The sequence below is a fragment of the Sorangium sp. So ce327 genome, from assembly GCF_051530205.1.
Taxonomy (GTDB): domain Bacteria; phylum Myxococcota_A; class Polyangia; order Polyangiales; family Polyangiaceae; genus Sorangium; species Sorangium cellulosum_B.
On sequence record NZ_CP150330.1, the window covers coordinates 376,267 to 400,953 of the forward strand.

At 73.8% G+C, this 24,687-nt stretch carries 13 protein-coding genes and 1 riboswitch; of the genes, 3 read left to right on the top strand and 10 right to left on the bottom strand.

The annotated features are described in order from the left end of the window. Nucleotides 1-79: 79 nt before the first annotated feature. From WME95_RS01420 to WME95_RS01450, 7 genes are all read right to left on the bottom strand, one after another. Nucleotides 80-1,267 (bottom strand): CbiX/SirB N-terminal domain-containing protein, encoded by a 1,188-nt coding sequence (locus WME95_RS01420; RefSeq protein ID WP_437906617.1) that lies wholly within the window; start codon nucleotides 1,265-1,267, stop codon nucleotides 80-82. Then, nucleotides 1,243-2,064 (bottom strand): energy-coupling factor ABC transporter ATP-binding protein, encoded by an 822-nt coding sequence (locus WME95_RS01425; protein ID WP_437906619.1) that lies wholly within the window; start codon nucleotides 2,062-2,064, stop codon nucleotides 1,243-1,245. The genes WME95_RS01420 and WME95_RS01425 overlap by 25 nt, the downstream gene beginning before the upstream one ends. Continuing rightward, nucleotides 2,061-2,810 carry a CbiQ family ECF transporter T component gene (locus WME95_RS01430; RefSeq protein WP_437906621.1) on the bottom strand — a complete coding sequence of 250 codons (750 nt, stop codon included), beginning with the start codon at nucleotides 2,808-2,810 and terminating at the stop codon, nucleotides 2,061-2,063. Before WME95_RS01430 ends, WME95_RS01425 begins: the two co-directional genes overlap by 4 nt. Further along, nucleotides 2,800-3,141, bottom strand: a complete 342-nt coding sequence (locus WME95_RS01435) for a hypothetical protein (RefSeq protein ID WP_437906623.1) — start codon at nucleotides 3,139-3,141, stop codon at nucleotides 2,800-2,802. Before WME95_RS01435 ends, WME95_RS01430 begins: the two co-directional genes overlap by 11 nt. Continuing rightward, nucleotides 3,138-3,851, bottom strand: a complete 714-nt coding sequence (locus WME95_RS01440) for an energy-coupling factor ABC transporter permease (RefSeq protein WP_437911127.1) — start codon at nucleotides 3,849-3,851, stop codon at nucleotides 3,138-3,140. The genes WME95_RS01435 and WME95_RS01440 overlap by 4 nt, the downstream gene beginning before the upstream one ends. A 98-nt stretch (nucleotides 3,852-3,949) precedes the next feature. Next, a riboswitch (cobalamin riboswitch) is annotated at nucleotides 3,950-4,159 on the bottom strand. Nucleotides 4,160-5,329: 1,170 nt separating this feature from the next. Then, complete coding sequence (locus WME95_RS01445) at nucleotides 5,330-6,157, bottom strand: enoyl-CoA hydratase/isomerase family protein (protein WP_437906625.1); 828 nt, start codon at nucleotides 6,155-6,157, stop codon at nucleotides 5,330-5,332. 544 nt (nucleotides 6,158-6,701) lie between these two features. Next, a complete protein-coding gene (locus WME95_RS01450; RefSeq protein ID WP_437906627.1) occupies nucleotides 6,702-7,592 on the bottom strand; it encodes a 3-hydroxyacyl-CoA dehydrogenase family protein in 891 nt (296 codons plus the stop codon). Between the two features lie 317 nt (nucleotides 7,593-7,909). Between WME95_RS01450 and WME95_RS01455 the strand changes: the two genes are divergently transcribed. The 3 genes from WME95_RS01455 (at nucleotide 7,910) to WME95_RS01465 (ending at nucleotide 21,055) form a co-directional block, all read left to right on the top strand. Next, a complete protein-coding gene (locus tag WME95_RS01455) occupies nucleotides 7,910-19,063 on the top strand; it encodes a tetratricopeptide repeat protein (protein WP_437906629.1) in 11,154 nt (3,717 codons plus the stop codon). Between the two features lie 14 nt (nucleotides 19,064-19,077). After that, nucleotides 19,078-20,070 carry an aminotransferase class IV gene (locus WME95_RS01460; protein WP_437906631.1) on the top strand — a complete coding sequence of 331 codons (993 nt, stop codon included), beginning with the start codon at nucleotides 19,078-19,080 and terminating at the stop codon, nucleotides 20,068-20,070. Between the two features lie 151 nt (nucleotides 20,071-20,221). Further along, nucleotides 20,222-21,055, top strand: coding sequence for a hypothetical protein (locus WME95_RS01465; protein WP_437906633.1), 834 nt, complete (start codon nucleotides 20,222-20,224; stop codon nucleotides 21,053-21,055). 113 nt (nucleotides 21,056-21,168) lie between these two features. On the opposite strand, the gene WME95_RS01470 is transcribed toward WME95_RS01465, so the two are convergent. From WME95_RS01470 to recR, 3 genes are all read right to left on the bottom strand, one after another. After that, a complete protein-coding gene (locus tag WME95_RS01470) occupies nucleotides 21,169-23,442 on the bottom strand; it encodes a hypothetical protein (protein ID WP_437906635.1) in 2,274 nt (757 codons plus the stop codon). A 54-nt stretch (nucleotides 23,443-23,496) separates the two neighbouring features. Further along, nucleotides 23,497-23,883 carry a RidA family protein gene (locus tag WME95_RS01475; RefSeq protein WP_437279214.1) on the bottom strand — a complete coding sequence of 129 codons (387 nt, stop codon included), beginning with the start codon at nucleotides 23,881-23,883 and terminating at the stop codon, nucleotides 23,497-23,499. A gap of 96 nt (nucleotides 23,884-23,979) precedes the next feature. Further along, nucleotides 23,980-24,594, bottom strand: coding sequence for a recombination mediator RecR (gene recR, locus WME95_RS01480; protein ID WP_437910940.1), 615 nt, complete (start codon nucleotides 24,592-24,594; stop codon nucleotides 23,980-23,982). Nucleotides 24,595-24,687: the final 93 nt, after the last annotated feature.

Genomic DNA, 24,687 nt, shown 5'->3' on the forward strand with positions numbered 1-24,687 from the left:
GGCCGAGGTGGCGCGCGGGCTGCGGGGGAGGCTCCGCGCGTCGGCGATCCACGCTCGAGGCGGCGCCCGGCGCCGCGCCTCACTGCATGATGTCGTCGACGAGCCGGGCCACCAGCCGGTCGCCGAGCAGGTGCTCCTCGACGAGGTCCTTCGCGTCCTCCTCGCGGACGCCGCGGTACCAGACCCCGTCGGGGTAGACGGCGACCGTCGGCCCCTCGCCGCAGCGCCCCATGCACGACGTCCTCGTCACGCGGATCTGCTGCTGCTGGCCGGCCTGCTTCACGAGCCGGCGCACCGACTCGAGGAGCGCCAGGCTGCCGCGGTCCACGCAGTCGGCGTTGCCGCAGACGAGCACGTGCTTGCGCAGCGAGCGGTGGGCGTGCGGGTGGTTCGACGCCTGCGTGTGCGTGAGCGTGTGGCGCACGCTGTAGAGCATCGCCTTGAGCCCGCCGACCTCCCGGGCGAGCCCCGGCAGCGCGGTGCGGTACATGCACGTGTCGCAGGGGAGCGGCGCCTCGCCGGCGAGCGCCTGGCGCGCGCGCTCGTCGATCAGGCCCGCGAGCGCGCTCGACCGGCCGAGGTGCGGCGCGAGCGACGCCCGGATCCACGGGTACGTCGATGAAAAGCGTTCGACCTGCTCGGCGAGCTTCGTCATGAGCCGCCCGGCGAAGAGGAAGTAGGGGACCACCACGACGCGCTCCGGCCGGTGCCGCGCGACCCGCTCCAGCGTCTCTTCGACCGAGGGCCGGGTGACGCCGATGAAGGTCGGCTCGACGAGCTGGAGCCCGCGGCCTTCGCCGATGAGGCGCGCCGTCTTGCAGAAATCGCCGTTCGCGTCGGGGTCGCTCGACCCGCGCCCCACGACGACGAGCGCCGACCGGGCCCGCGCCGCCGGGTCGGCCGGCAGCGCGGTCGCGGCGCGCTCGAACGCGAGCTCGGCGAGCGCCGGGTGCACGCCGAGCGGCCGCGCCGCCGAGAAGCGCACCCCCGGGTGCGCGGCCCGCGCCCGCTCGAGCGCGAGCGGGATGTCGTTCTTCACGTGCCCCGCCGCGAACAGGAAGAGCGGCACGACCGCCACGCGGGACGCCCGCGCCGCGAGCGCCGCGAGCGCGTCGGCGAGGTGAGGCGTCGCGAGCTCGATGTAGCCGTGCTGCACGGCGATCTCGGGCCGCGCCGCGGCGTAATCGGCCACGATCGCCTCGAACTCGGCGTTCGACGCGGCGTCGCGGCTGCCGTGGCCGATCAGCAGGAGACCGTCGTCATGCACGCGAGCGCCTCCTCCAGGGTGAGCGGGAGGCCCGCGCCGCCCCGCGGCGGCAGAGGGCTCATCCGGGTCCAGAGCTCGGCGACCCACGGCCGCCGCATCCGCGCCCGCGCGAGGAGCTCCCCCCGCGCGAACACCTCCCGCGGCGGCCCGTCCGCGAGGACCTGGCCGTCGCCCAGCAAGACAGCGCGCGAGGCGAAGAGCGGCACGAGATCCACCGCGTGGGTCGCGGTGACCAGCGTGGTCCCCTGCTGCTCGGAGAGCGCGCGCAGCGTCTGGCACAGGGCGAGCTCGCCTTCCGGGTCGAGCCCCGCGGTCGGCTCGTCGAGCAGCAGCACCCGCGGCCGCATCGCCAGCATCCCGGCGATGCACGCGCGCTTGCGCTCGCCGAAGCTCAGCGCCTCGATGGCCCGGTCGGCGAGGTGGGCGATCTGCACGGCGGCGAGCGCCGCCTCGGCGCGGCGGCGCGCCTCGGGCGCGGGCAGGCCGAGGTTTCGCGGGCCGAACAGGACGTCGTCGAGGAGCGTCGCGCCGAGCAGCTGGTCGTCCGGGTCCTGGAGCACGAGCGCGGCGCCCGCGGCGACGGCGTCCGAGGGCGAGCCCACGCGGCGGCCCGCGATCTCGACGTCGCCGCCGGGCGCCGGGAGCAGCCCGACGAGCGTCCGGAGCAGCGCTGTCTTGCCGGCGCCGTTGCCGCCGAGCACCGCCACGGACTCGCCCTCGCCGACGTCGAGGCGCACGTCGCGCAGCACGGGCTCGCCGCGCCGGTAGCCGAGCCGGGGGGCGCGCAGCGCGATCATCCGGCCTCTCCCGCGGCGACGCTGAGCCCGAGGGCCGCGAGGGCGGCGGCGGCGAACGCGACGTTCGCGGCGGGCGCGCTCGTCCTTCGGTCGGCGACGGGGAGCTTCCCCTGGTAGCCGCGGAGCTGCATCGCGAGCGCGGCGCTCTCGGAGCGCTCGAGCGTCCGGAGCGCCACGACGCCCGCGACGGCGCCGGCCGAGCGCGCGGCGGCCCCGGGGCGGGTGAACCCGCCGCGGAGCGCGGCGGCGCTCCACGCGCTGTCGGCCGCGCGCTGGAGCACGCCGGCGAAGCGTCGGGTCAGCGCGAGCAGCTCGACGAGGGCCGCGGGGACGCCGAGCCCGGCGAGCGCCGCCTCGATCTCGGCGGGCGCTGCGGCGCCGGCGAGCCACCGGAGCACGGCGGCCGCCGCGAGGACGCGCGCGCCGATGGCCGCGGCGCGGCGGGCCCCCTCGGCCGTGATCGCGTCGACGGGGAACGGCGCGCCGGGGAGGAGCGGCGCTCCCGGCGTGAGCGCGAGCGCGAGCGCCGCCGCGACCGCTCCGATCCACGCGGCGGGCGCGGCGGCGCGGAGGACGGCGCGCGCCGGCGTGCCCTGGAGGCGGAGGGCCGCGCACGCGAGGAGGAGCAGCGCGGCCGGCGTGACGGGCGAGCGCGCGCCCGCGGCGACGCAGCACGCCGCCACGGCGGCCCCGAGGCGGAGCCGGGCGTCCACGTCGCGGAGCCGCGGGGGCGGGTCAGTCCGCACGGAGGCCTTGGCCGCCGGCCTTGACCGCGGGCGCGCCCGCGCGCTCGACGAAGAGCACGCGCGAGAAATAGCCGAGGGCGAAGCCGGCGAGGAGCCCGGCCCAGAGGAACGCGAAGAGCAGGAGGTCGCCCTCGAGGCCCGCGAACAGCGGCCCCGTGTCGTGGCGCCCTGCGTCCTCGGCGACGCGGCGCACCACGGCCTCGTCGACGCCGTCCCAGGACGCATTGCCGCAGGCGGCGAGCCAGAGGGAAGCGGCGAGCCGGAGCGCTGCCGCGCACGCGCGCCGCGCGAGCGGCGCTGGCAGCGGGCGCTGTCCGAGCCGCCGCGTCACGACGCCCCCGGGGCGAGCCGGACGACCTGGAGCCGGTCCAGGATGTCGGGCCGCCGGGCGCGCAGGAAGGCGAGCGCCCCCGCGGTCATGACGCCCTCGAGCAAGCCGAGCGGCAGCTGGGTGGGGACGAAGGCCAGGGCGACGCCCGTGAACATGGACGTCACCGACCCCTCGCCCGAGAGCCCGAGCGCGAGCGCGAGCGCCGTGGTGGCGTAGGTTGCCCAGTCCGACGTCACGCCCGCCAGGAACCCCGCGACCCAGAGGTTCGCGCCGCAGCGCCGCGCGAGGTGGAAGGCGAAATATCCGGTGAAGGCGCCCGCGATGCCCATCGACGCGACGTCGGCGCCGAGCGTGGTGAGGCCGCCGTGCGCGAGGAAGAGGGCCTGGATAAGGAGCGCCACCACGGTGACGAGGACGGTCATCCAGGGGCCGATGAGCACCGCCGCGAGCCCTGTGCCGCACGGGTGGGAGCAGGTCCCGGCGGTCGGCACCGGCACGGGCATGCACGAGATCGCGAAGACGGCGGCCGCGATGAGGCCGACGAACGGCTTGTAGAAGGCGTCCTGCTCGGTGCGGCGCCGGAGAAGGTGGAGGGCGATCGCGACGAAGGGCAGGGCGAGCGCGTTCCAGAAGGCGCACCAGCCGAGCGGCAGGACGCCTTCCGCGAGGTGCATCGCGGCCGCGGGCCGGGGCGCGAGGAGCGTCCCCAGGGACACGGCGGCGATCGACAATGCGCGGCCGTGAAGACCGATTTCGGCGCTCCGGGTGAAGTCCGCACCCGAACGCCACGAAGACGTGCGCAAGCTGCACCTCGTGGGAGGCTCGGGTAGGTCTCCCGGCTCATGGGTTCAGGGAGCTGATCGAGCTCCCAGCGCTGCGTCCACCTTCCCAGGCCTCTTCCTAAATGAGGCCCAGTGGTCTTCGGAGGCAGCTCCCCACTCACGGTGGCGGGACCGCGCCGGTTTTGCACCGGCTTCCCTGTTATGCCCCGGAGGGCACCCGAGGAATGGATTGTCAGGCCGGTGCTCGGTAATCCCGTTTCGTGCCCGGCGTCAAGGACGTCGCGCCCCGATCGCGGAGGAGGCGCTTCGCGGAGGAGGCGCTCAGCGGGCGCTGCATCTGGCATGGCGTGTCGGACGAGCTCCCCGTCGAGCGCGGGCCAGCTCCGCCTCGCGCGCGGTGCCCCGCGCGTCGGCCCACGTATCCAGGCGGCGCGATCACGCGAGCCGGGCGCGTACCGGGGTGCGGACCCCGGGCGCGCGGACCGGGCGAACCCGGGTGCGTCGACCGGGGTCGAGCTTCCGCCTTGCGCGCTCCGGCCCGCCACGCGCCCTCGTCCGCGGCGTTGGTGCGGCGGTGATGCCTGCCGCTGGTGGACGCCTCGCCCTCGCGGGCACTGCCGGGGCGCACGAAGCCATCACTGCCGAGGCGCGCCGCGCGCCCGTCGGTGCCCCCATCGAGCAGACATGGGCGCGCCGACGAGCGATCGAGGCCCTGTGATGCGATGGCCGAGGCCGAGAAATTGACCCAGACGCATCACGCGAAGAGTCGTCGAGCACACGTCTTGAATTATGTCCCCCTTAGATAAAACCTGTTTACTTTGTCGCCGTGCGGGTGCAGCGCCTGTCGCGGGCTGCGCCTGAGCGGGGTCTCTCGTGCGCTTGAATACAAGGCGCCGGCGCGTTCTTTCCGCAGTGTGCTTTGTTCGTCCGGGCTCTTTACTCGGGAGCAGGCGTCCGGTGTACGGCCTGCTGCCTCGTGGCATCTCTTATTGAAGAGATGAGGGATTTCGTGTTCGCTCGTCTCGGAATGCACGGCGAACGCTGCGCTGTGCGCTGTCTCCGGTGGAGGGGTATGCCCGGCTCGAACGTGAATTCCCGCTGCGCTTGTGTGTGTGGGTTGCGCGCCCGCCTGGCCGCCTTCGTGTCTGGAGCGCTCTGCTCGCTCGGCGTGCAGTCATTGCACTTTGTTATCGACAACGCGCTTGCGGATGCCACAATCTGACTACCGCATGCGCACCGGCGCGGACCCCCCAGCCCGGAGCGCATGCGGTCTTTTTTCTTCGCACCGTGGCGGACGTTCAAGACTCCGGCGCGGTGTCCCTGCCGCGGTCATTCTGGGCCCCCCTCCAGCGTGATGCGCGGTATTTTTTTTGCCGTCGAGCGCGCGGTTCGCGCCTCCCGAGCCTTCACTTGCCCGTGAATGTGGCCTGCGATTTCGCCAGGAACGCTTTCATTCCGAGCTGTTGATCTTCGCTGCCGAAGAGCGCGGCGAATGCCTGGGCTTCCAGCTCGTTGGCGGCGGCGAGGTCGAGGCTCTCGCCGCGCAGGAGGACGCGTTTGGCGGCGGCGACGGCGAGCGGCCCGCGTGAGGCGATCTTGAGGGCGGTCTCGCGGGCGCGCGCGAGGAGCTCGGTCGCCGGGAAGACGGCGTTGACGAGCCCGATCGACAGCGCCTGCTGGGCGGTGATCATGTCTCCTGAATAGACGAGCTCGCGCGCGCGTCCTGGCCCGACCCGTCGCAGCAGCCGCTGGGTCCCGCCGAACCCCGGGATGACGCCCAGGTTCACCTCGGGCTGGCCGAGCTTGGCGCCTTCGGCGGCGTAGATGAAGTCGCATGCGAGGGCGAGCTCGCAGCCGCCGCCCAGCGCGAAGCCGTTGACGGCGGCGATCACGGGGAAGGGGGCAGTCTCGATGAGCTCGGCGAGCCGGTGGCCTGCGTCGGCGAACCGTTTCGCGGCGATGCTGTTCATGGCCGCCATCTCCGCGATGTCGGCGCCGGCGACGAACGCCTTGCCGGCGCCGGTCAGCACCGCCGCGCGGACCTCGTTGCCGTCGGCGGGCGCGAGGAGGTCGCGGAAGGCCGTGGTGAGCTCGCCGAGGACGGCGGGGTTCAGGGCGTTGAGTTTGTCGGGCCGCTGGATGGTCACGATGGCGACGTGATCCGCGCGCTCGACGGCGACGAACTGGAGCGTACCGCGAGCAGGGGCCCCCGGCTGCTGTTCTTGAGCGGTCATGGAGCGTGGTTAGCAGCGCCCCGCGCCGGGGGGAAGCGTCTGCCGCGGGCCGGGGAGGGCGTCATTCCGTGTCCTCACGGGCCTGCTATGCTGAGCCCGTGGACGAGCCGACGAGCGAGCGATTTCCGGAGGAGTCTCGCACCTGTTCCGGGACATGGCCCGTCGCTCGATGATCCGAACTCACCGCTTGAGTGCGGGTGCGCGACGTGACGGTCCTGTCGCGAGCCCGCGTGCGATCGTGGTGAGTCGAGCAGACCGCCCGTCCTCCGACCCGCACACCCGTGTTCGCCTCGCGCGTATCCCGCCGCCGCTCCCCCGTCATCATCCCCCCTGGAGAGAGCCAGGGAGGGAGGGGGTGCCGCGCGGGGGGCCGGCGGGGTAGGGCCCCACGAACCCGAGCGCCGGCCCGCTCCGTGCGACGCCCTTTCAGATCGGCCCCGCCGTTCAGCCGGCCACGGCCCCCCAAAAGGCGCGAGTTCGTGGGAGGGGCCCCCGCCGGCCCCCCGCGCGGCGCCCCCTCCCTCCCTGGCTCCGCAGCAGCCGCCTACACCGCCCGCCCGCTCTTCTGCCCCTTCTCGTCGTACACGTAGAACCCCCGCCCGCTCTTCTTCCCGTACCACCCCGCCGCCACCAGGTTCCGGAGCAACGTGGCCGCCCGGTACTTCGAGTCCCCGAACTCCCGGTGCAGCACCTCCGCGATCGACAGCACCGTATCGAGCCCGATCAGGTCGGCGAGCTCGAGCGGCCCCATCGGGTGGTTCAGCCCGAGCCGCGCCCCCGCGTCGATGTCCTCCGGCGTGGACAGCCCCTCCTGGAGCGCGAAGCACGCCTCGTTGAGGAAGGGGATCAGCATCCGGTTCACGATGAACCCGGGCTGGTCCTTCGAGGTGATCACCGTCTTGCCGAGCCCAACCGAGAGCGCCCGGACGGCCTCGTACGTCGCGTCCGACGTCTGGACCCCACGGACGAGCTCGACGAGCTTCATCAGCGGCACCGGGTTCATGAAGTGCATCCCGATGACCAGCTCAGGCCGGCCGGTCGCCGCCGCCAGCCGCGTGATCGAGATCGACGACGTGTTCGACGCCAGGATCGCCCCCTTCGGCAGCGCCGCGTCGGCGAGCTTGAAGATCCCGCTCTTCACCTCGAAGCTCTCGGTCACCGCCTCCACGGCCAGGTCGACCCCGGCCAGGCCCGACATCCCGTCGGCCACCGCGACCCGGCCGAGGAGCGCCTCCCGCGCCTCCGCGGCCAGCTTGCCCTTCTCCACCTGCTTCGCGAGAATGGCGGCGATCTGGGCCTTGCCCGACTCCGCCAGCGCCCTCGAGACGTCGCACAGGACCACCTCGAGGCCCGCGGCCGCGGCGACCTGGGCGATGCCTCGCCCCATCTGGCCCGCGCCGATCACCCCGAAGCGCTTGATCGTCGTAGCTTCCATGCCCGCGGTTGATAGCCGAAGCCGAGAGCGCGGTGAACCGCCCTCGGCCGCGGCCTGACGGCCCGCCCGCTCGGACGTCCACGCGCCACAGGAGCAGAAGCGCGCGAAAGCTCCGGCCGACCTTCCAGGCCCGCGGGGGCGAGGAACCTTGAAACCGTGTCGTCCGCCCGGCTATCTTCGCCCGGCCCGTGAACGGACCGGACCGAATTCGCGAGGTCCGCGGAGAGACGATGAGCGTTGAGACGATTCGGATGGCCCTTGGGCGTCTGCAGGATGAGCCCGAAAACGAGGCAGCCTGGAACGAGCTCGCGGAGGCCGTGACTGCTCCGAACAACGGCGCGGGCCCCGGGGACGTCGAGCGCCTGCTCGGCGCGGCGCGCGGGCGGCACGAGCAGCGGAAGGAATGGCAGGCCGTGGCCCGCCTCCTCGAGCTGGAGATCGCCCTCGCCGCAGGCAGCGCCGTCGAGCCCGCGATGCAGGCCGAGCTCGCCCGCGTCTACCACGAGGAGCTCATCGACGTCGACCGCGCGGCGGCCGCGTACAAGCGGCTGCTCGAGCTGCGCCCCGACGACGACGCCGCGGCCGAGGCGCTCGAGACCGACGCCTCGAAGCGCGAGCGGTGGCGCGACCTCGTGGACCGGTACGTGGCCGAGGCCGAGGGCGCGACCGACGGCGCCTTCAAGAGCGCGCTCTACACGAGCGCGGCCGACATCGGCTACCGCTACGGCCGCGCCGAGCTCGGCGCCAGGGTGGCCGAGCTCATCGAGCTCGCCCTCATGCTCGACCCGAAGAACCTCCGCGCGGCCAACCTCGCCGAGATCGCCTTCTCCTCCGCGGGGGACTGGGACGCCGTCGTCCGCGTCCAGTCGCTCGTCAAGGCCGAGGCCCAGCTCAAGGAGGACCGCATCGCGGCGGCCCTCCGCGCCGCGCGCACCACCAAGGCCCGCTTGAACGATCCGGCCCGCGCGGTCGGGGCGTACGAGGAGCTGCTCGACCTCTCGCCCGGCCAGCCCGAGGCGCTCTCGTTCCTGACCGAGGCCTACTCCGCCGCCGGCGACTGGGATCGCCTCGTCGCCCTCTACGAGGACCAGCTCCGCAGCGGCGGCGTGAAGCCCGGCGAGGAGCTCGGCATGCTCGTGCAGATCGCCATGGTCCACTGGCGCATGCGCGGCCAGCCCCAGGCGGCCGAGCCCTATTTCGACCGCGTGCGCCGCGCCGACCCCGCGCACGCCGGGATGCTCAACTTCTACCGCGAGGTCCTCGAGCAGCGCGGCGACAAGCCGCGGCTCACGACGATCCTCACGGACGCGCAGCGCGCCGTGCCCGACGGCGCCGAGAAGCGCGCCATCGCCACGGAGCTCGCGCGGCTCGCCGAGTCGCAGGAGAACGCCGCCAAGGCGATCGAGCAGTACAAGTCCGTGCTCCGGACCGACCCGGAGAACCGCCAGGCGCGCGACGCGCTGAAGCGCCTCTACCTGCAGACCGAGGGGTACAACGCCCTCGTCGAGCTCCACCGGCAGGACCTGGAGCGCACGCCCGCCGACGACGTCGCCGGCAGGGTCGGGGTGCTCCGCGACATCGCCGGGATCTACCGCGATCGCGCCAAGAACGACGCGGCCCTCGTCACGGTCCTCACCCAGATCGTCCAGCTCGACGACAAGGACGTCGACGCCGTGCGGGAGCTGACCCGCATCTACGAGTCGCTCGGGCGCTGGCGCGACCTGCTCTCGTACCAGCAGCGCCTCGCCGAGCTGACCGAGAGCCCCGCCGAGAAGGCGGGGCTCTACCGCGCGGTCGCGCGGCGCTGGTTCGACCAGTTCTCCAACGTCCAGAACGCCATCGCGGCGTACGAGGCGCTGCTCACGGTCGAGCCGATCGACGAGGAGGCGCAGCAGAAGCTCCGCGAGCTCTACCTGAAGCGGCGCGCCTGGCCGCAGCTCTACTCGCTCTACGAGCGCAAGCTCGAGGGCGCCGAGGGCGCCGCCAAGATCGAGCTCCTCGGCGAGATGGCCAAGCTCGCGGCCGAGCGGCTCGACCGCGGCGCGGACGCGATCGCGCTGCAGAAGCGGATCCTCGAGCTCGACCCGAGCGCCCCCGGGGTGCTCGACGCGCTGGAGAAGCAGGCCGAGCGCGAGAAGGACTTCGGCACGGTCGCCGAGGTGCTCGAGCGCCGCGTCGACCTCGCGCCCGACGACGCGGCGCGGCTCGTCTCGCTGCAGAAGCTCGGGGCGGTGTACGCCGAGCGCCTCAAGGATCCGGCCCAGGCGGCGCGGACGTGGCGGCGCGTGCTCACGCTCTCGCCGGGGCACGCGCGCGCGCTCCGCGTCCTGCGCGACGCGTACTTCGCCGCGGGCGACTGGGACGGGCTCGAGGAGCTCTACGCCTCGCAGAACGACTGGGAGGGCCTCGTCGACTTCCTCTCGGGCGCGGCGGACAAGGCGACCGACCCGGCCACGAAGCTCGACATCTCCTTCCGCGCGGCCCGGATCTTCGAGGAGCAGCTCAAGGCGCCCGAGCGCGCGGCGCGCTCGTACGAGCGCGTGCTCAGCGTCTCTCCGAAGGACGCGCGCGCCGCGGCGGCGCTCGTGCCGATCTACGAGGAGGAGGAGAAGTGGGCCCGGCTGCCGGCGCTCTACGAGATCCTCCTCGACGCGACCGACGACGCCGAGGCGCAGGTCGGCATGCTGCGCAAGCTCGCGGCGGTGACGGGCGGGCCGCTCTCGGACAAGCCGAGCGCGCTCGGCTACGCGCGCCGCGCCTACGAGCTGAAGCCGGACGACGACGGGCTCGATCTGCTCGAGGCCTGGTCGCGGGCGGCGGGCTCGTGGGGGCCGTTCGTCGAGGCGGTCGAGGGCCGGCTCCGGACGGCGGAGGACCTCGAGACCGACGTGCAGCGCACGCTGCGGCTGAAGCTCGCCGAGGTGTACGCGCGCGAGATGGGCAAGCTCGACGAGGCGGTGACCGTCTACCGCGGCCTCGTCGAGGACGATCCGTCCGACGACGCCACGGTGCGGGCGCTCGACGCGCTCCTCCGGGCGAACGAGCGGCAGGCCGATCTGCGGTGGCTGTTCGAGCTCAGGGCGAGCCAGGTCGGGGGCGAGGACCGCGCCGAGATCCTCGAGGAGTGGGCGACGCTCGAGGAGGAGGTCTTCGGCGACCCCGCGAAGGCGATCGAGCTCCTGCGCAAGGTCATCGCGCTGACGCCCGGGCGCATCAACGCGCTGCGGGTGCTCTCGCGCCTCCTGAACGCCGCGGGCGAGTACGAGGCGGCGTCCGTGATCGTGGCCACGCACCGCGACGTCAGCGAGGGCGACGAGCGGGCGCGCCGCGAGATCGAGCTCGCGACGCTCTACCTGGACCGGCTGGATCGGCCCGCGGACGCGTTCGAGGCGGCGGTGCGCGCGCTCGATCTGGCGGCGCACGACCCGGACGCGATCACCGTCCTCTCGCGGCTCGTCGAGCGCCCGGAGACGCGCGTGCGCGCGGCCAAGGTGCTCGCCGTCGAGTACGCCGAGACGGGCAACCACCGGCGCGAGGCGATGGCGCTCCGGGTCATCCTCGAGTCGGAGCGGGATCCGGCGCGGCGGCGGGAGCTCTACCTCACGCTCGCGAGCGTCGAGGAGACGAAGCTGCACGCGGCCGGGACGGCGTTCGACGCGCTCCTCCGGGCGCTGCACGAGTTCTCGGACGACATCGAGCTCTGGGATCGCGCCGCCGAGCTGTCGCGGCGCGCCGGCCGCCCGACCGACCTCGCGGAGGCGTACCGCGTGCACCTCGTCGCGGGCCGCACCGAGGGCGACAAGGTGCTCGGCAGCTCCGTGGAGGTCGAGCTCTGCGAGCGCGCGGCGAGCCTCCACGACGAGCAGCTCGGCGACCCGGAGGGCGCGAAGCCCTACCTGGAGCGGGTGCTGAGCCTCGACCCGAACAACCACCGCGCGTTCGAGCGGCTGAAGCAGATCCTGACGGCGGCCGAGCGGTGGGGCGAGCTCGAGGAGCTCTACGACCGCGCCGCGAAGGGCACGACGGACCAGAGCGAGCGCATCGAGCTGCTCAACGAGGTGGCGCTCATCGCCGAGGAGATCATCGGCGATGCCGCCAAGGCGATCGGCTACTACGAGCGCATCCTCGAGCTCGATCCGTTCTACACGGCGGCGCTCGACTCGCTGGAGAAGCTCTACGAGCGCGAGGGCCGCTTCCGCGACCTCGCCGCGCTCCTCGAGCAGCGCCTGAAGACGGCGACCGAGGCCGAGAGCGTCGAGATCAAGCTGTCGCTCGGCAGCATCTACCTCGACCGGCTGCACGAGCCCGAGGGGTCGCTCGGGCACCTCGAGGACGTGCTGCGGATCCGCCAGAACGACCCGAAGGCGCGCGAGCTCGTCGAGCGGCTGCTCGACATCGGGGCGCTCCGGCTCCGGGCGGCGCGCGTGCTCGAGGCGGTGTACGAGGCGCGGGACGAGATCCGGCAGCTCGTGCGGGTCCTCGAGATCCGGCGCCAGGGCGCCGAGACCGAGTCGGAGCGGCGCGAGCTGCTCCGCCGGGTCAGCGTGCTCCAGGACGAGCGGCTCAGGGACGACGCGGGCGCGTTCGCCAGCCTGTCGGAGCTCCTGCCGCTCGAGCCGGAGGACCTCGCGGCGCGCGAGCGGCTCATCGAGATCGGCCGGCGCCTCGGCGAGCACGAGCAGGTCGCCGAGGTGCTCACGGCGGCCGCGGACGCGTGCGGGACGGCGACCATCCGCGGCGAAATCCTGATGGAAGTCGCGAGGATCTGCGAGGACCTCCTCGGCGACGCCGACCGGGCCGAGAAGGTCTACCGGCGCGTGCTCGCCATCGATCCGACCGATCCGACGCTGGTGATCCCGGCGGCGCAGGCGCTCGGCCGCATCTACGCGGCGAAGGAGCAGCACCAGGCGCTGGCGGGCGTGCTCGCGATCGAGGTGCGCCTCGAGGAGAACGTCGAGACGCGGCGGTCGCTCTACGAGCGCATCGGCACCCTGCACGAGACGGTGCTGGACGACCCGGCCAGGGCGATCGAGGCCTGGCAGGCGCGGCTCGGCGACGACGGCGCCGACGTGGCGGCGCTCGCGGCGCTCGAGCGGCTCTACGAGCGGACGTCGCAGTGGCGGGAGCTCGTCTCCGTGCTCCGGGCGCGCGAGCAGTCGACGACGGAGCCGGAGGAGCGGCGGCGCGCGATGACAAAGGCGGCCGAGACGCTCGCGCAGAAGCTCGCCGACGTGCCCGAGGCGATCAACGCGTGGCGCGCGGTGCTCGACGAGTTCGGCCCCGAGCGCCCGACGCTCGCGGCCCTCGAGGAGCTCTACGAGCTCGACGAGCGCTGGGTCGACCTCGCCGAGACGCTGGAGGTGGACCTGTCCCTCGCGGTGGAGACGCCCGCCCGGCTCGATCTGCTGGCGCGGCTCGGCGACGTGCGGCGGCTGCACCAGGCCGACGCGACGGGGGCGCTCGAGGCGTACCGCCAGGCGCTCTCGCTCGACCCGTCGAACGCGCGCTGCCGCGCGGCGCTCGAGGCGATGCTCGAGCGGGAGGACGCGCGGCGCGACGCGGCCGAGACGCTCGAGCCGCTCTACGAGGCGGACGGCGACGCCGAGCGCCTCCTCCGGGTCCTGGAGATCAAGGTCGAGACCTCGGATCTCCCGAGCGAGCGGCTCGCAACCCTGCAGAAGTCGCTCCGCACCGCGGAGGGGCCGCTCGGCGACACGTCGCGGGCGTTCGGCTACGCGCTCCGCGGCGTGCGGGAGGCGGCGGGTGAGCCCGAGGTGACGACCTGGATCGCCACGGTCGAGCGGCTCGGCGAGGCCACGGGGCGCTGGTCCGAGGTGTGCGAGCTGTTCCAGCGCATCGCGCCGGACATCCTCGACGGCGACGTGCAGCAGAACGTGCGGCTGCGGGTCGGCGAGCTCGCGCGGCACAAGCTCGACGACCGCGAGCTCGCGGTCGAGCAGTACAAGAAGGCGCTCGAGGCCCGCGGGGACGACCGGCGGGCGATGATCGCGCTGGAGGAGCTCTACGGCGAGGCGCGCGACGCCGGGCGGCTGCTCGAGATCCTGAAGCTCCGGGTCGAGAACGCCGAGACCGACGAGGAGAAGACGGGGCTGCTCTTCCGGATCGCCGAGCTCGAGCGGGGCCCGCTCGGGGACCAGGCCAGCGCGATCGCGACCTACGAGACGATCCTCGACATCGCGCTCCACCCGGACGCGATCGCGGCGCTGGACGGCCTGTACCGCGAGGCGGGGCGCTTCCAGGACCTCATCCGGCTCTACGAGCGGCAGCTCGACGTGCGCGCAGGCGACCTCGCGGAGCTGCACGTCAAGATCGCGCTCGTCGCGCACCGGCACACCGAGGACCTGCAGCGCGCGTTCGACGAGCTCTCCGAGGCGCTGCTCATCGATCCGGCGCACGAGGGCGCGGTCTCGCTGCTCGAGGCGATCCTCGAGGGCTCGGCCGAGGCGGAGCACAGGGCGCGCGCGGGCGAGATGCTCGAGCCGGTGTACCTGCGCCGGGCGGACTGGAACCGGGTGAAGATCGCGCTCGACGCGCGCCTCGCCGCGAGCCAGGACCCGGTCGAGCGCCGCGATCTGCTGCAGCGGCTCGCGACGCTGCACGAGGAGCAGCTCGAGGATTACCGCGCGGCGCTCGAGACGGTGGCGAAGCTCCTCCACGAGGACCTCACCGACGAGGGGGTCTGGGCGGAGCTCGAGCGGCTCGCGAAGGTGGCGAGCGCGGAGCGGCGGCTCGCGGAGATCTACGCGGCGGAGCTCGGGGAGCTCACCTCGGACGACGCGTCGAGCGCGAAGCTCAGCCGGCGCACCGGCGAGCTCTACGCCCAGCTCGGCGACGTGGCGGACGCGCTGCGGTGGTACCGGCGCGCGCACGAGTTCGAGCCGGACTCGCGCGAGCTGTTCGACGCGATCGACGGGCTGCTCGTCAAGGAAGGGCGCCACGCCGAGCGCATCCAGCTCTACCGCGCGGCGCTCGACTACCGGAAGGACGAGGACCGGCTCGACGCGCTCCACACGATCGCGCGCCTGGAGCGGACGGAGCTCCGCGAGCCCGCGCTCGCGATCGAGACGTACCGCGCGGCGCTCGACGTCGACGAGAACGACGCCCGGGCGCTCGACGCGCTGACGGAGCTCTACCGCGAGCTCGACCGGCCGCGCGACCTCGCCGATCTCTACCTGCGCCGGGCCGAGGCGGCCCCGAACGGCGAGCGGGCGGCGCCCTACCGGCTCGCGCTCGCGGCGCTCCTGCGCACGCGGCTCGAGGACACCTCGGGCGCGATCGATCAGCTCGAGGCCATCGTCGGCGAGGTGCCCTCGCACGCCGAGGCGATCCGGGCGCTCGAGGCGCTCATCCAGGATCCGCAGCACAAGGCGCGGGTCGTCGAGATCCTCGGCCCGCTCTACGAGGGGGCGGACGACTGGCGGCAGCTCGTCCGGCTCAACGACGAGCGGTTCGGCCTCGCCTCGGACGCGCGCGAGAAGGTCGCGGTGCTCCGGGAGACGGCGAAGCTCTGGGAGACGCGCGGCAACGACGAGCTGCGCGCCTTCGACGCGACGCGGACGGCGTTCGGCCTCGATCCGGACGACGGCGAGACGCGCGGCGAGCTCGAGCGGCTCGCCGAGCAGCTCGGCGCCTGGGAGGAGCTCGCGGACAGCCTCGAGGCGGGGGTGACCACCACGTCGGACGAGCTCACGAAGCGCGAGCTGCTCTCGTCGCTGGCCAAGGTCTACGACACGCGCATCGACGACCCGCGCCGGGCGCTCCGCGCCTACGCGCGGCTGTCGGCGCTCGACCCGAGCGATCCCGAGCCGCTCGAGCAGATGGACACCCTGGCCGTGCTGCTCAGCGACTGGGACACGCTGATCTCCGTCCTCGAGAAGAAGAGCGAGATGGCGTCGGACGAGGAGAACGCCTCGATCTGCCGGCGGATCGCCGAGACCAAGCTCGAGATGCTCGAGGACACGGAGGGCGCCATCCAGGCGTACGAGCGGGCGCTCGAGCTCGATCCGGAGAGCGCGATGACGATCGACGCCCTCATCGAGCTGCACGAGCCGCGCGGCGCCGCGAGCCGCCTCGTCGAGCTCTACGGCCGGCGCGTCGAGCTCGCGGGCCCCGACGAGGAGGAGCTGCGCTACGACCTCAACGTGCGCGCCGCCGAGCGCTACGAGCGGGATCTCTCGAGCCCGCGCGACGCGATCGCGGCGCTCAACGCGGCGCTCGAGGCGAAGCAGGGCGATCCGGCGGTGCTGTCCTCGCTGGAGCGGCTCTACCGGGCCGAGCGGATGTGGGACGAGCTCCTGTCGAACCTGATGCTCCAGGCGAGCGCGGCCGCGGACAGGGGCGCGCGCATCAAGCTGCGGACGGCGATCGGCGACCTCTACGCGGGGGAGCTGGAGAGCCCGAGCGACGCGATCGAGCAGTACCGGCTCGTCCTCGACGAGGACGCGGTGAACGACCACGCGATCCAGGCGGTCCGCGCCATCGGCGAGGGCCGGGAGGAGCTGCGGCTCGACGCCGCCGAGGTGCTCGAGCCCGTCCTCCGCGCGGCCGGCCGCCACGAGGAGCTCGCGGCCGCGCTCGAGCTGCGCCTGCGCGCGCAGACCGAGCCGACCGACCGGTCCGCGACCCTCCGGGCGATCGCCCTCGTGCAGGACGTGCAGCTCGGCCGCCCGCTCGAGGCGGAGCAGGCGCTGCTCCGCGCGCTGGAGGACGCGCCGGACGACGCGTCGCTGCACGGCGAGATCGAGCGGCTCGCGGAGCGCACGGACGGCTTCGGCCGCTACTGCGACGCGCTCGCGCAGCGCGCCGCGGCGACGTTCGACGCGACGATCGCGAAGGACCTGTTCCTGCGGATCGGCCGCATCGCCGAGGAGAAGCTCGGCGACGACCGGCGCAGCGCCCAGGCCTACGCGAAGGCCGTCGAGCACGCCGGCGACACGCCCGAGCTCCTCGAGGCGCTGGACCGGCTCTACGGCCGCCTCGCCGACGAGCGGTCGCTCGCGGACGTGCTCGAGCGCCGCGTCGCGGTCACGCCCGGCGATCGCGACCAGGCGGATCTCTTCTACCGGCTCGCGGTGATCCAGATCGGGTCGTTCGGCGACAAGCCCCAGGGCCTGAACACCCTGCGGCAGGCGCTCGATCGCGCGGTCGATCACGAGCGGGCGAGCGGCGCGATCGAGGCGCTCACCGAGGACCCGGCGCTCTTCGACGAGGCGGCCGAGGCGCTCGAGGGCGTCTACCGGACGCGGGGCGACAACGCCGCGCTGGCGCGCCTCTACGAGAAGCGCATCCGCTTCGCGCCGGGCGGCGCGGAGCGGATCCGCATGCGCCTCGACCTGGCGAAGGTGCTCGAGGTGCGCTCGAACGACCCGAGGGCGGCGCTGGAGACCCTCGAGAAGGCGCTCGCCGACGACCCGTCGGACCCGGACGTGCTCGGCGAGATCGAGCGCCTGGCCCCGCTGACGGGCGGCTGGGCGAGCGCCGCCTCCGCCCTGGAGCGGGCGGTGCGGGCCGGGACCGAGCTCGACGGCGACACGGCGCGCGACCTCTGGATGCGCATCGCCGAGTGGCAGAAGAACAAGGTGGGCGACGCCAAGGCCGCCGAGGCGGCGTACGAGGCGGCGCTCACGCACGACGCCACGAGCGAGCACATCCTGCGGTCGATCGAGGAGCTGCAGCGGGCGCCAGGGCGCGAGCGCGACCTCATCGGCACGCTGCGCCGGATCGCCGCCCTCGACGGCATGGAAGGGAGCGCGGGCGAGCTCCGCCGCGAGGCGAAGGAGCTCGCGGAGCGCGCGCTGGGCGACCGGGAGCTCGTCGAGGCGATCCTGCGCGAGATGATCGCCGCGGACGAGGGCGACACCTGGGCGCTCGCCGAGCTCACGAAGGTGCGGGAGGAGGCGGGCGACCACAAGGAGGTCTTCCGGCTGCTCGTGCGCCAGTCCGAGCTCTACGCCGAGGCCGAGCGCATCCGCGACGCGCGGCACGCCGCCGCGGCGGTCGCGCGCGAGCGGCTCGGCGACGACGCGGCGGCGATCGAGCTCTACGAGACGCTCTTCGAGGCGGATCCGGGCGACGCGCGCGCCGCGACGGCGCTGCGCGAGCTCTACGCGAAGGCCGGCAAGCACAAGGAGCTGCTCGCGCTGCTCGAGCGGCTCACCGACCTGGCGGAGTCGCCCGAGGCCCGCTCGGCGCTGCGCCTCGAGAGCGCGGAGATCTGCCTCTCGCGGCTCGACGCCGTGAGCGAGGCGACCGAGCACCTGCGCGCGGTCCTCGACGAGCAGCCCGACAACGAGAAGGCGACCGTCCTGCTCGCCCAGCTGCTCGAGAAGACGGGCCGCGATCAGGAGCTGTCGGACCTGTTCGTCACGCAGATCGAGCGCGCGAAGGACCGCGGCGACGTCGCGGCGGAGCTCTCGTACAGCGTCCGCCTCGGCGAGGTCTACGAGGCGCGGCTGAACGACACGGCGCGGGCGATCGAGACCTACCGCGCGGTCCTCGAGCGCGAGCCGCGCCACCACGGCGCGCTCCTCGCGCTGGCGCGCCTGCACGAGCAGCGCGGGGAGAAGGCCGAGGCGGCGCAGCGGCTCGAGGTGATCCTCGAGGACGCCCGCGCCGCGGAGGCGGTGGCCACGGCGCTCCGGCTCGCGGATCTGCACCGGTCCCTCGGCGACGAGGGCGCGGTCCGGCGCGTGCTCGAGCGGGGGCTCGCGGCGGACGGGTCGGCGCAGGAGATCAGGAAGCAGCTCCTCGCCCTCTACGAGAAGCAGCAGGCCTTCACCGAGCTCGCCGATCTCATCACCGGCGACGCCGAGGCGGCCGCGCAGCCGGCCGAGAAGGTGGCGCTCTACCGCAAGGCGGCCGGCATCCACCTGGCGAAGCGGAGCGATCCCGGCCGCGCGGCGGACCTCCTGGTCAAGGCGACCGAGCTCGTGCCGGGCGACCGCGAGCTCCTGCTCGCGCTGTGCGACGCGTACAGCGCCTCGGGCCGCGGCCAGAAGGCCGCCGAGGCGCTCCAGCAGATCGTCGAGTCCTACGGCGGCCGCCGCTCGAAGGATCTCGCCGCGATCCACCACCGCCTCGCCAAGGCCTACCTGGCCGAGGGGCAGCGGGAGCGGGCGCTCGCCGAGCTCGACATCGCCTTCAAGATCGATCCGGGCTCGATCGCCATCCTCCGCGACCTCGGCGTGCTGGCGCTCGATCTGTCGGAGTCGGGCGACGACGCGGCGAAGGCGGCGCACATCGATCGCGCGCAGAAGACCTTCCGCGCCCTGCTCCTCCAGAAGCTCGACGAGGGCGCGCCGATCAGCAAGGGCGAGGTCTTCTATTACCTCGGCGTGATCAGCCACCGTCAGAACGACGACAAGAAGGCGATCCAGATGCTGGAGCGCGCGCTCGACAACGAGCGGGACTTCGCCCCGGCGAAGGAGCTCCTGGCGCAGCTCAAGAAGTGACGTAATCTCGCCGCGTGACGCGGCTAGTCAGCATCGATGGTGTCATCCACCGGCCGGAGGAGGCCAGGGTCTCGGTCTACGACCGCGGCTTCCTCTACGGCGACAGCGTCTTCGAGACCATCCGCACCTACGGCGGCGAGCCGTTCGCTCTGGAAGAGCACCTCGCCCGCCTCGAGCGCTCGGCCGAGCGGATCGCGCTCGCCCTGCCGATCCCGCGCGACGAGCTCGGCCGCGAGGTCGTCGCGCTGCTCCGGGCAGCGACGGCGGCCGGGAGCGCCGGGGGCACGGCGGGCTCGGCGGGCGCTCAGGGCTCGGCGTCCGTTGCGGGCTCGGCCGCGCCGCTCGAGAGCACCCTCCGGGTGATGCTGACGCGCGGCAGCGGCCCGCTCGGGCTCGATCCCTCGCTCGCGGGCGCGCCCCTCCGCGTCATCCTCGTCGAGCCGCTGAAGCCGCTGCCGGGCGGGCTCTACCGCGAGGGGATCTCGGTCATCACGATCTGCACCCAGCGGGCCGGCGACGCGGCGCCCGGCGCCAAGGTCTCGAACTACCTCGAGAGCCTGCTCGCCCTGCGCCAGGCGCGGGCCGCGGGGGCGCACGAGGCGCTGATCCTCGACCCGTCAGGTCATGTCGTCGAGGGCACGACGTCCAACGTCTTCCTCGTCGAGCGGAGGCCCGCGGCGCTCGAGGGCGCGGAGGACCCGGGGCACCTGCTGATCACGCCGCCCAAGGAGGCAGGGATCCTCGTCGGCATCACCCGGGCTCACGTGATGCACGTCGCCGGCGAGCTCGGCATGCCGGTGTGCTGCGAGCCGGTCACGATGGCCCGGCTCCTCGCCGCCGAGGAGGTGTTCATCACCTCGAGCCTCCGGGAGATCGTCTCGGTCGTTCGCGTGGACGCCCACACGATCGGCGCGGGTGTCCCCGGCCCGAAGACCCGGGCGCTGCACGCGGCTTTCCGCAGGAGGGTGGGTGCTGGTGCGATGCCCCTCCCGTGGGAGACGCCCTGAGCCCGCTGCGGCCGTCTCGACAGCGTCGAAATCTTGCGATCCATGACGTGCCGCTCGGAGCGCGCGTCCAAGGAACTGGCCGGCATGTTCCCTGCGCGGGTCGGATGGGGCTCGCACTTCGCCCGCCGTACAATCTGCCCGAGAGGAATCCATGATGAATCGCTCGCTTCGAATCGCCTGCTTCCTGGTGTGCTCCGCGTCCGCTGCAGCGACGGCCGGATGTGCCCTGAGCATCGACGACAACTCCATCACCGCTGAGACCCTCGTACGTTACGAGGGCACCGAGGAGCGCGCTCGGGTCGACTACCTACCGACCCAGAGCGTCCGCATCGTGAGCGAGAACGGGGACGTCGAGGTCGTCACCGGGGACGTGAGCGAGGTCGAGGTCATCTTCTCCCCGTTCACGATGCGCAAGAAGGACGAGAACCAGGTCGCGGTGGAGGAGATCGAGAACGACCTCAAGCTCGCCGCGATCACCGACGGCGATGTCGTGATCTCGACGCGGCGCGTGTCGGGCGGGTGGGGAGGGCTGGGCGCCGACATCCAGGTCGTCCTGCCCGCCGCGTTCGACGGCGGGCTCCGTGTCGAGCAGGACAACGGCGGCGTCGAGATCAACCTGGATGGCGCCCCGTCCCGGGGCACCACCGTGGTGAGCGACAACGGCAGCATCGACGTGGTCGGCGCGCGCGGCGCGATCGACGTGACCACCGACAACGGTCATGTCTTCGTCGACCTCGACGCGTGGAGCGCCTCCGACGGCGCGATCAGCTCCGGCAACGGCGCGATCGAGCTCTCGGTGCCGGCCGGGGTGGACGGGACGATGACCGCGCAGACGCTCAACGGCGACGTCGTGGAGCAGGGGATCCCCTCGACGTGGGCCACCGCCGGCGAGGGCAGCGCGACGTCGTACACGATGGGGGACGGCGACGGCGGCCTGCTCGAGCTCTTCACCGAGAACGGCGACATCACCATCGCTGTGAAGTAGCTCCGCCAGGACAAAAGCCGAGAGGCGAGCGCCGGGTCGCCCCGGGCTCGCCTCCTGGCCTTTGGGTCACCGGCTTCGCGTCGCCGGCGCGCCGGCGAGGCCGGCGCTCCCGATCAGCCGCCGGTCGACGGCTGGGCCTCGGGGCCGGAGCCCTCGGCGGGCTCCTCGCTGCCCGCCGCGGCGTCCCTCGCGGGCGGGACGGCGCCGGCCGGGACCGGGATCCGCAGCTGCCCGCCGCCCTGCTGGGCGAGCACGCCGAGCGCCTTCTGGAAGAAGGCCGCCAGGAAGGGGATCTCCCGCGGCGGCGAGGTGATCAGCCCGGCGTCCTTGATGGCGCGCGCGACGGCGAGGGCGGTGGTGGCCGCCGCGTCGCCCTTGCGCGCCCGCAGCGACACGGCGCTGCTTCGAATCCGCGTCGCGAGCTGCCCGCGCACCTCGGGCGAGAAGAAGCGGTCGGTCGCGAGGTCGATCTCCTCCCGCAGGGCCGTGTTCACAAGCCCGGGATCGCGCATCCCGGCGGCCCCGAGCCGCTGGCCGACCTTCTGCAGGAGCTCGTCGAGCGCCGGCCGCGAGGGCAGCCAGTGCCGGAACTCGGGCTCCTCGTGCAGCGCGGCGGAGCCGGCGATCTGCGCCGTCACCAGCTCGTCCGTCAGGCTCTCTTCGAGGTCCGCCACCGGGTGCCTCGGCTCGGCGTCCGGCGCGGGCTCGATGAGATCGCGACATCCCTCGAACCCGAGCGGCACGACCTGCCCCGACACCGCGTTCTGCCGCTTCGCGGCCGCGATCCGGTGGCGCGCCCACTCCAGGGAGACCGGCACGGGCGCCGTGCCCAGGTTCTCGTACGCGCGCGCGCGGCCCTCCTTGATCTGCGAGCCGCTGAGCCACCCCGCGCCGGCGTGCAGCACGCCGACCGAGTCGCGCACGATCACCTCGGCGATCCGGTAGCGGCCGCTGGTGTCGCGGCTCGTGATCGCGATGGCCTCGGTCCCGCTCGAGTCGGGCGGGATGAGCGTGGCCTCGACCACCTCGGCGCGCTCCTCCGCGAGCCGCACCACGCGCGGGCGCGTCGGGATCGTCACCCCGCGCGACTTGATCACGTTGAGCGCGCGCCGCGCCGCCTTCCGCGCCGCGCCGGAGGCGTCCTCCGACTCGGCGGCCGCCGCGATCGCCTCCGCGTTGGAGGCGCCGAGCCAGGCGTCGACGAGCGCCGGCGCGGCGTCGCCCGCCGACTTCAGCGCCTCGAGCGCCCGATCCCAGCCCGCCGCGAGCACCTCGGCGTCGAAGTCGACCTTCGTCGCCCCGGCGCTCGGGCTGCCTTCCGGGCGGGCGCCGCTCTCGGTCTTGCTCTTCGCGGTGGCCGCGGCCTGCTGGGCCTTCGCGGTGCGCGCGCCGAGCGCCTCGCGCGCCGTGGGCGCCGGCTTGTCCGTGGTCGCGACCGGCTTCGCCTTGGCGGCCGGGAGCGCGAAGAGGAGGTGCGCCGGCTTGGCCGGGCCCTGCGGCTGCCGGGCGCTCTTGCCCGTCACGACCGTCGCGGTCGCGCCCTGGCCGACCACGGTCACCATCCGGTCGCTCTGCTGCTGCTTCGCCGCGGCGGGCGCTCGTCCTTCGGCGCCCCCGGGGCCCTGCGGCCGACCGCCTTCTCCTGCCGGCCGCGCCGAGAAGCCGCGGTCGGGCCTGGGCCCGCGCTCGGGGCGCGGCCCGCGGTCGGGGCGCGGCCCGCGGTCAGGCCTGGGCCCACGGTCGGGCCTGGGCCCGCGGTCGGACCAGGGGCGGTCGGGGCGCGGCCCGCGGTCGGGCCTCGCGCCCTGCTCTGCGCCTGCTACCTGCGCCGCTCCAGGGCCCTGCTCGGGCCTGGGTCCACGGTCGGGCCTGGGCCCGCGGTCGGGGCGCGGCCCGCGGTCGGGCCTCGGTCCACGGTCGGGCCGCGGGCCGCGATCGGGCCTGGGCCCGCGGTCGGGCCTCGGTCCGCCGGAGGCCACGGCGGGCCGCTCGGGCCTGGGCGCGCGGTAGTCGCGCACCACCCGCGGCGCGGCGGCCGGCGGCGGCGCGGCGTCCTCGGTGGTCGGCGGCGGCGGCGCGTCTGCGAGCGCCGGCCGCTTGCGGGGCGCGATGAGATCCAGCAGCGAGCCCTGCGGTTCCTTTGCAGCGGCCTTCGACGAGGGGCGCGGCGCCTCGCCTGCGGGCTGCGCCGACGCGCCCTCGGAGGGCTCGTCGGTCCGCTTCACGCCGCTCGCGCCGCTCGCGCTGACGGACGTGCTCGCCGACCGGACGACCCGCCGCGCGCGCGGCTTGTCTCCGCTCTCTGCATCGGGGGCGCCCTCGCGCGCAGATTCGGGAACTGCGCTGGCGGTCCGCTCCGTGCTCTCGCTCTCGTTCTTTGTGCTCATGTCGAGGCTCCCGGGGACATAGTGGAGATGGGGACCGCGGCCGCGGCTCCCCGATTATCGCGAAAGATGGGCAACAGCTTCGATCTCGACGGCGGCGCCCTTGGGCAGCGCGGCCACCTGCACCGTCGCCCGTGCGGGCAGCACGCCGCCGACGGCTGCTCCGTACACCTGGTTGACGATGGCGAAATCCGCGAGGTCCGTCAGGTAGATCGTGGTCTTCACCACGTCGCTCCAGCTCGCGCCGGCCGCGGACAGCACCTCGGTCAGGTTCTTGATCACCCGGGCCGTCTGCTCCTCGATCCCCCCGGCGACGAGCTCGCCTGTCGCGGGATCGATCGGGATCTGGCCGCTGCAGAACACGAGATCTCCGGCCTTGACGGCCTGCGAGTAGGGGCCGATGGCGCGCGGGGCCCGATCGGATGTGATGGCGATTTTGGACATTTCGACCTCTGAAATTCGTGGGCGCTTCGGCGTGAAGGACGCCCGCCCGCCCCGCCCCTCGCTTTCGTTGGCTGGGGCCGATTCTCGCGTTTCCTGCTAGCCGAAGCTCTTCCGGCCTTCGATGGCTCGCCCCAGCGTCACCTGGTCGGCGAACTCCAGATCTCCCCCGTGCGGCACGCCGCTGGCGATCCGCGTGACCTGGATCCCCATCGCGCCGAGCTCCCGCGCGAGCAGGAGCGCGGTCGCCTCTCCGTCGACGGAAGGCGGGGTGGCGACCAGCACCTCCCTCACCGGCTGCTCGGGATCGCGCACGCGCGCCCGGAGCGCCTCGAGCGGCAGCTCCTCGGCGCCGACCCCCTCGAGCGGGGAGAGGAGCCGGCCGAGCACGAAGTACCGCCCGCGCATCGCCCCGCTCCGCTCGATCGCCAGGAGGTCCTGGACGCGCGCGACAACGCACAGGAGCGCGCCGTCGCGCCGCGTATCCAGGCAGATGGCGCAGAGCGCCTGGCCGTCGTCGTCGAGCTCGGCGATGTGGCCGCACCGGATGCACGGCCTGATGTGATCGCAGAGCTCGACGAGCTCGCCCCCCAGGTCGCGCGCGGTGTCCTCGCCGGCGGTCACGAGGAAGAGGGCGAAGCGCTGCGCCGTCTTCTCGCCGACGCCCGGAAGGCGGGCGAGCAGCTGGGCGACCCGCGAGAGCCGGCCGGGCAGGCCGCCGGGCGCGCTCCGGAAGCCGGCCGCGGGCGCGCCCCGGTCGCCGTTCGGGACCTTCGAGGAGCCGGGGAGCGACGACGGGGAGCGCAA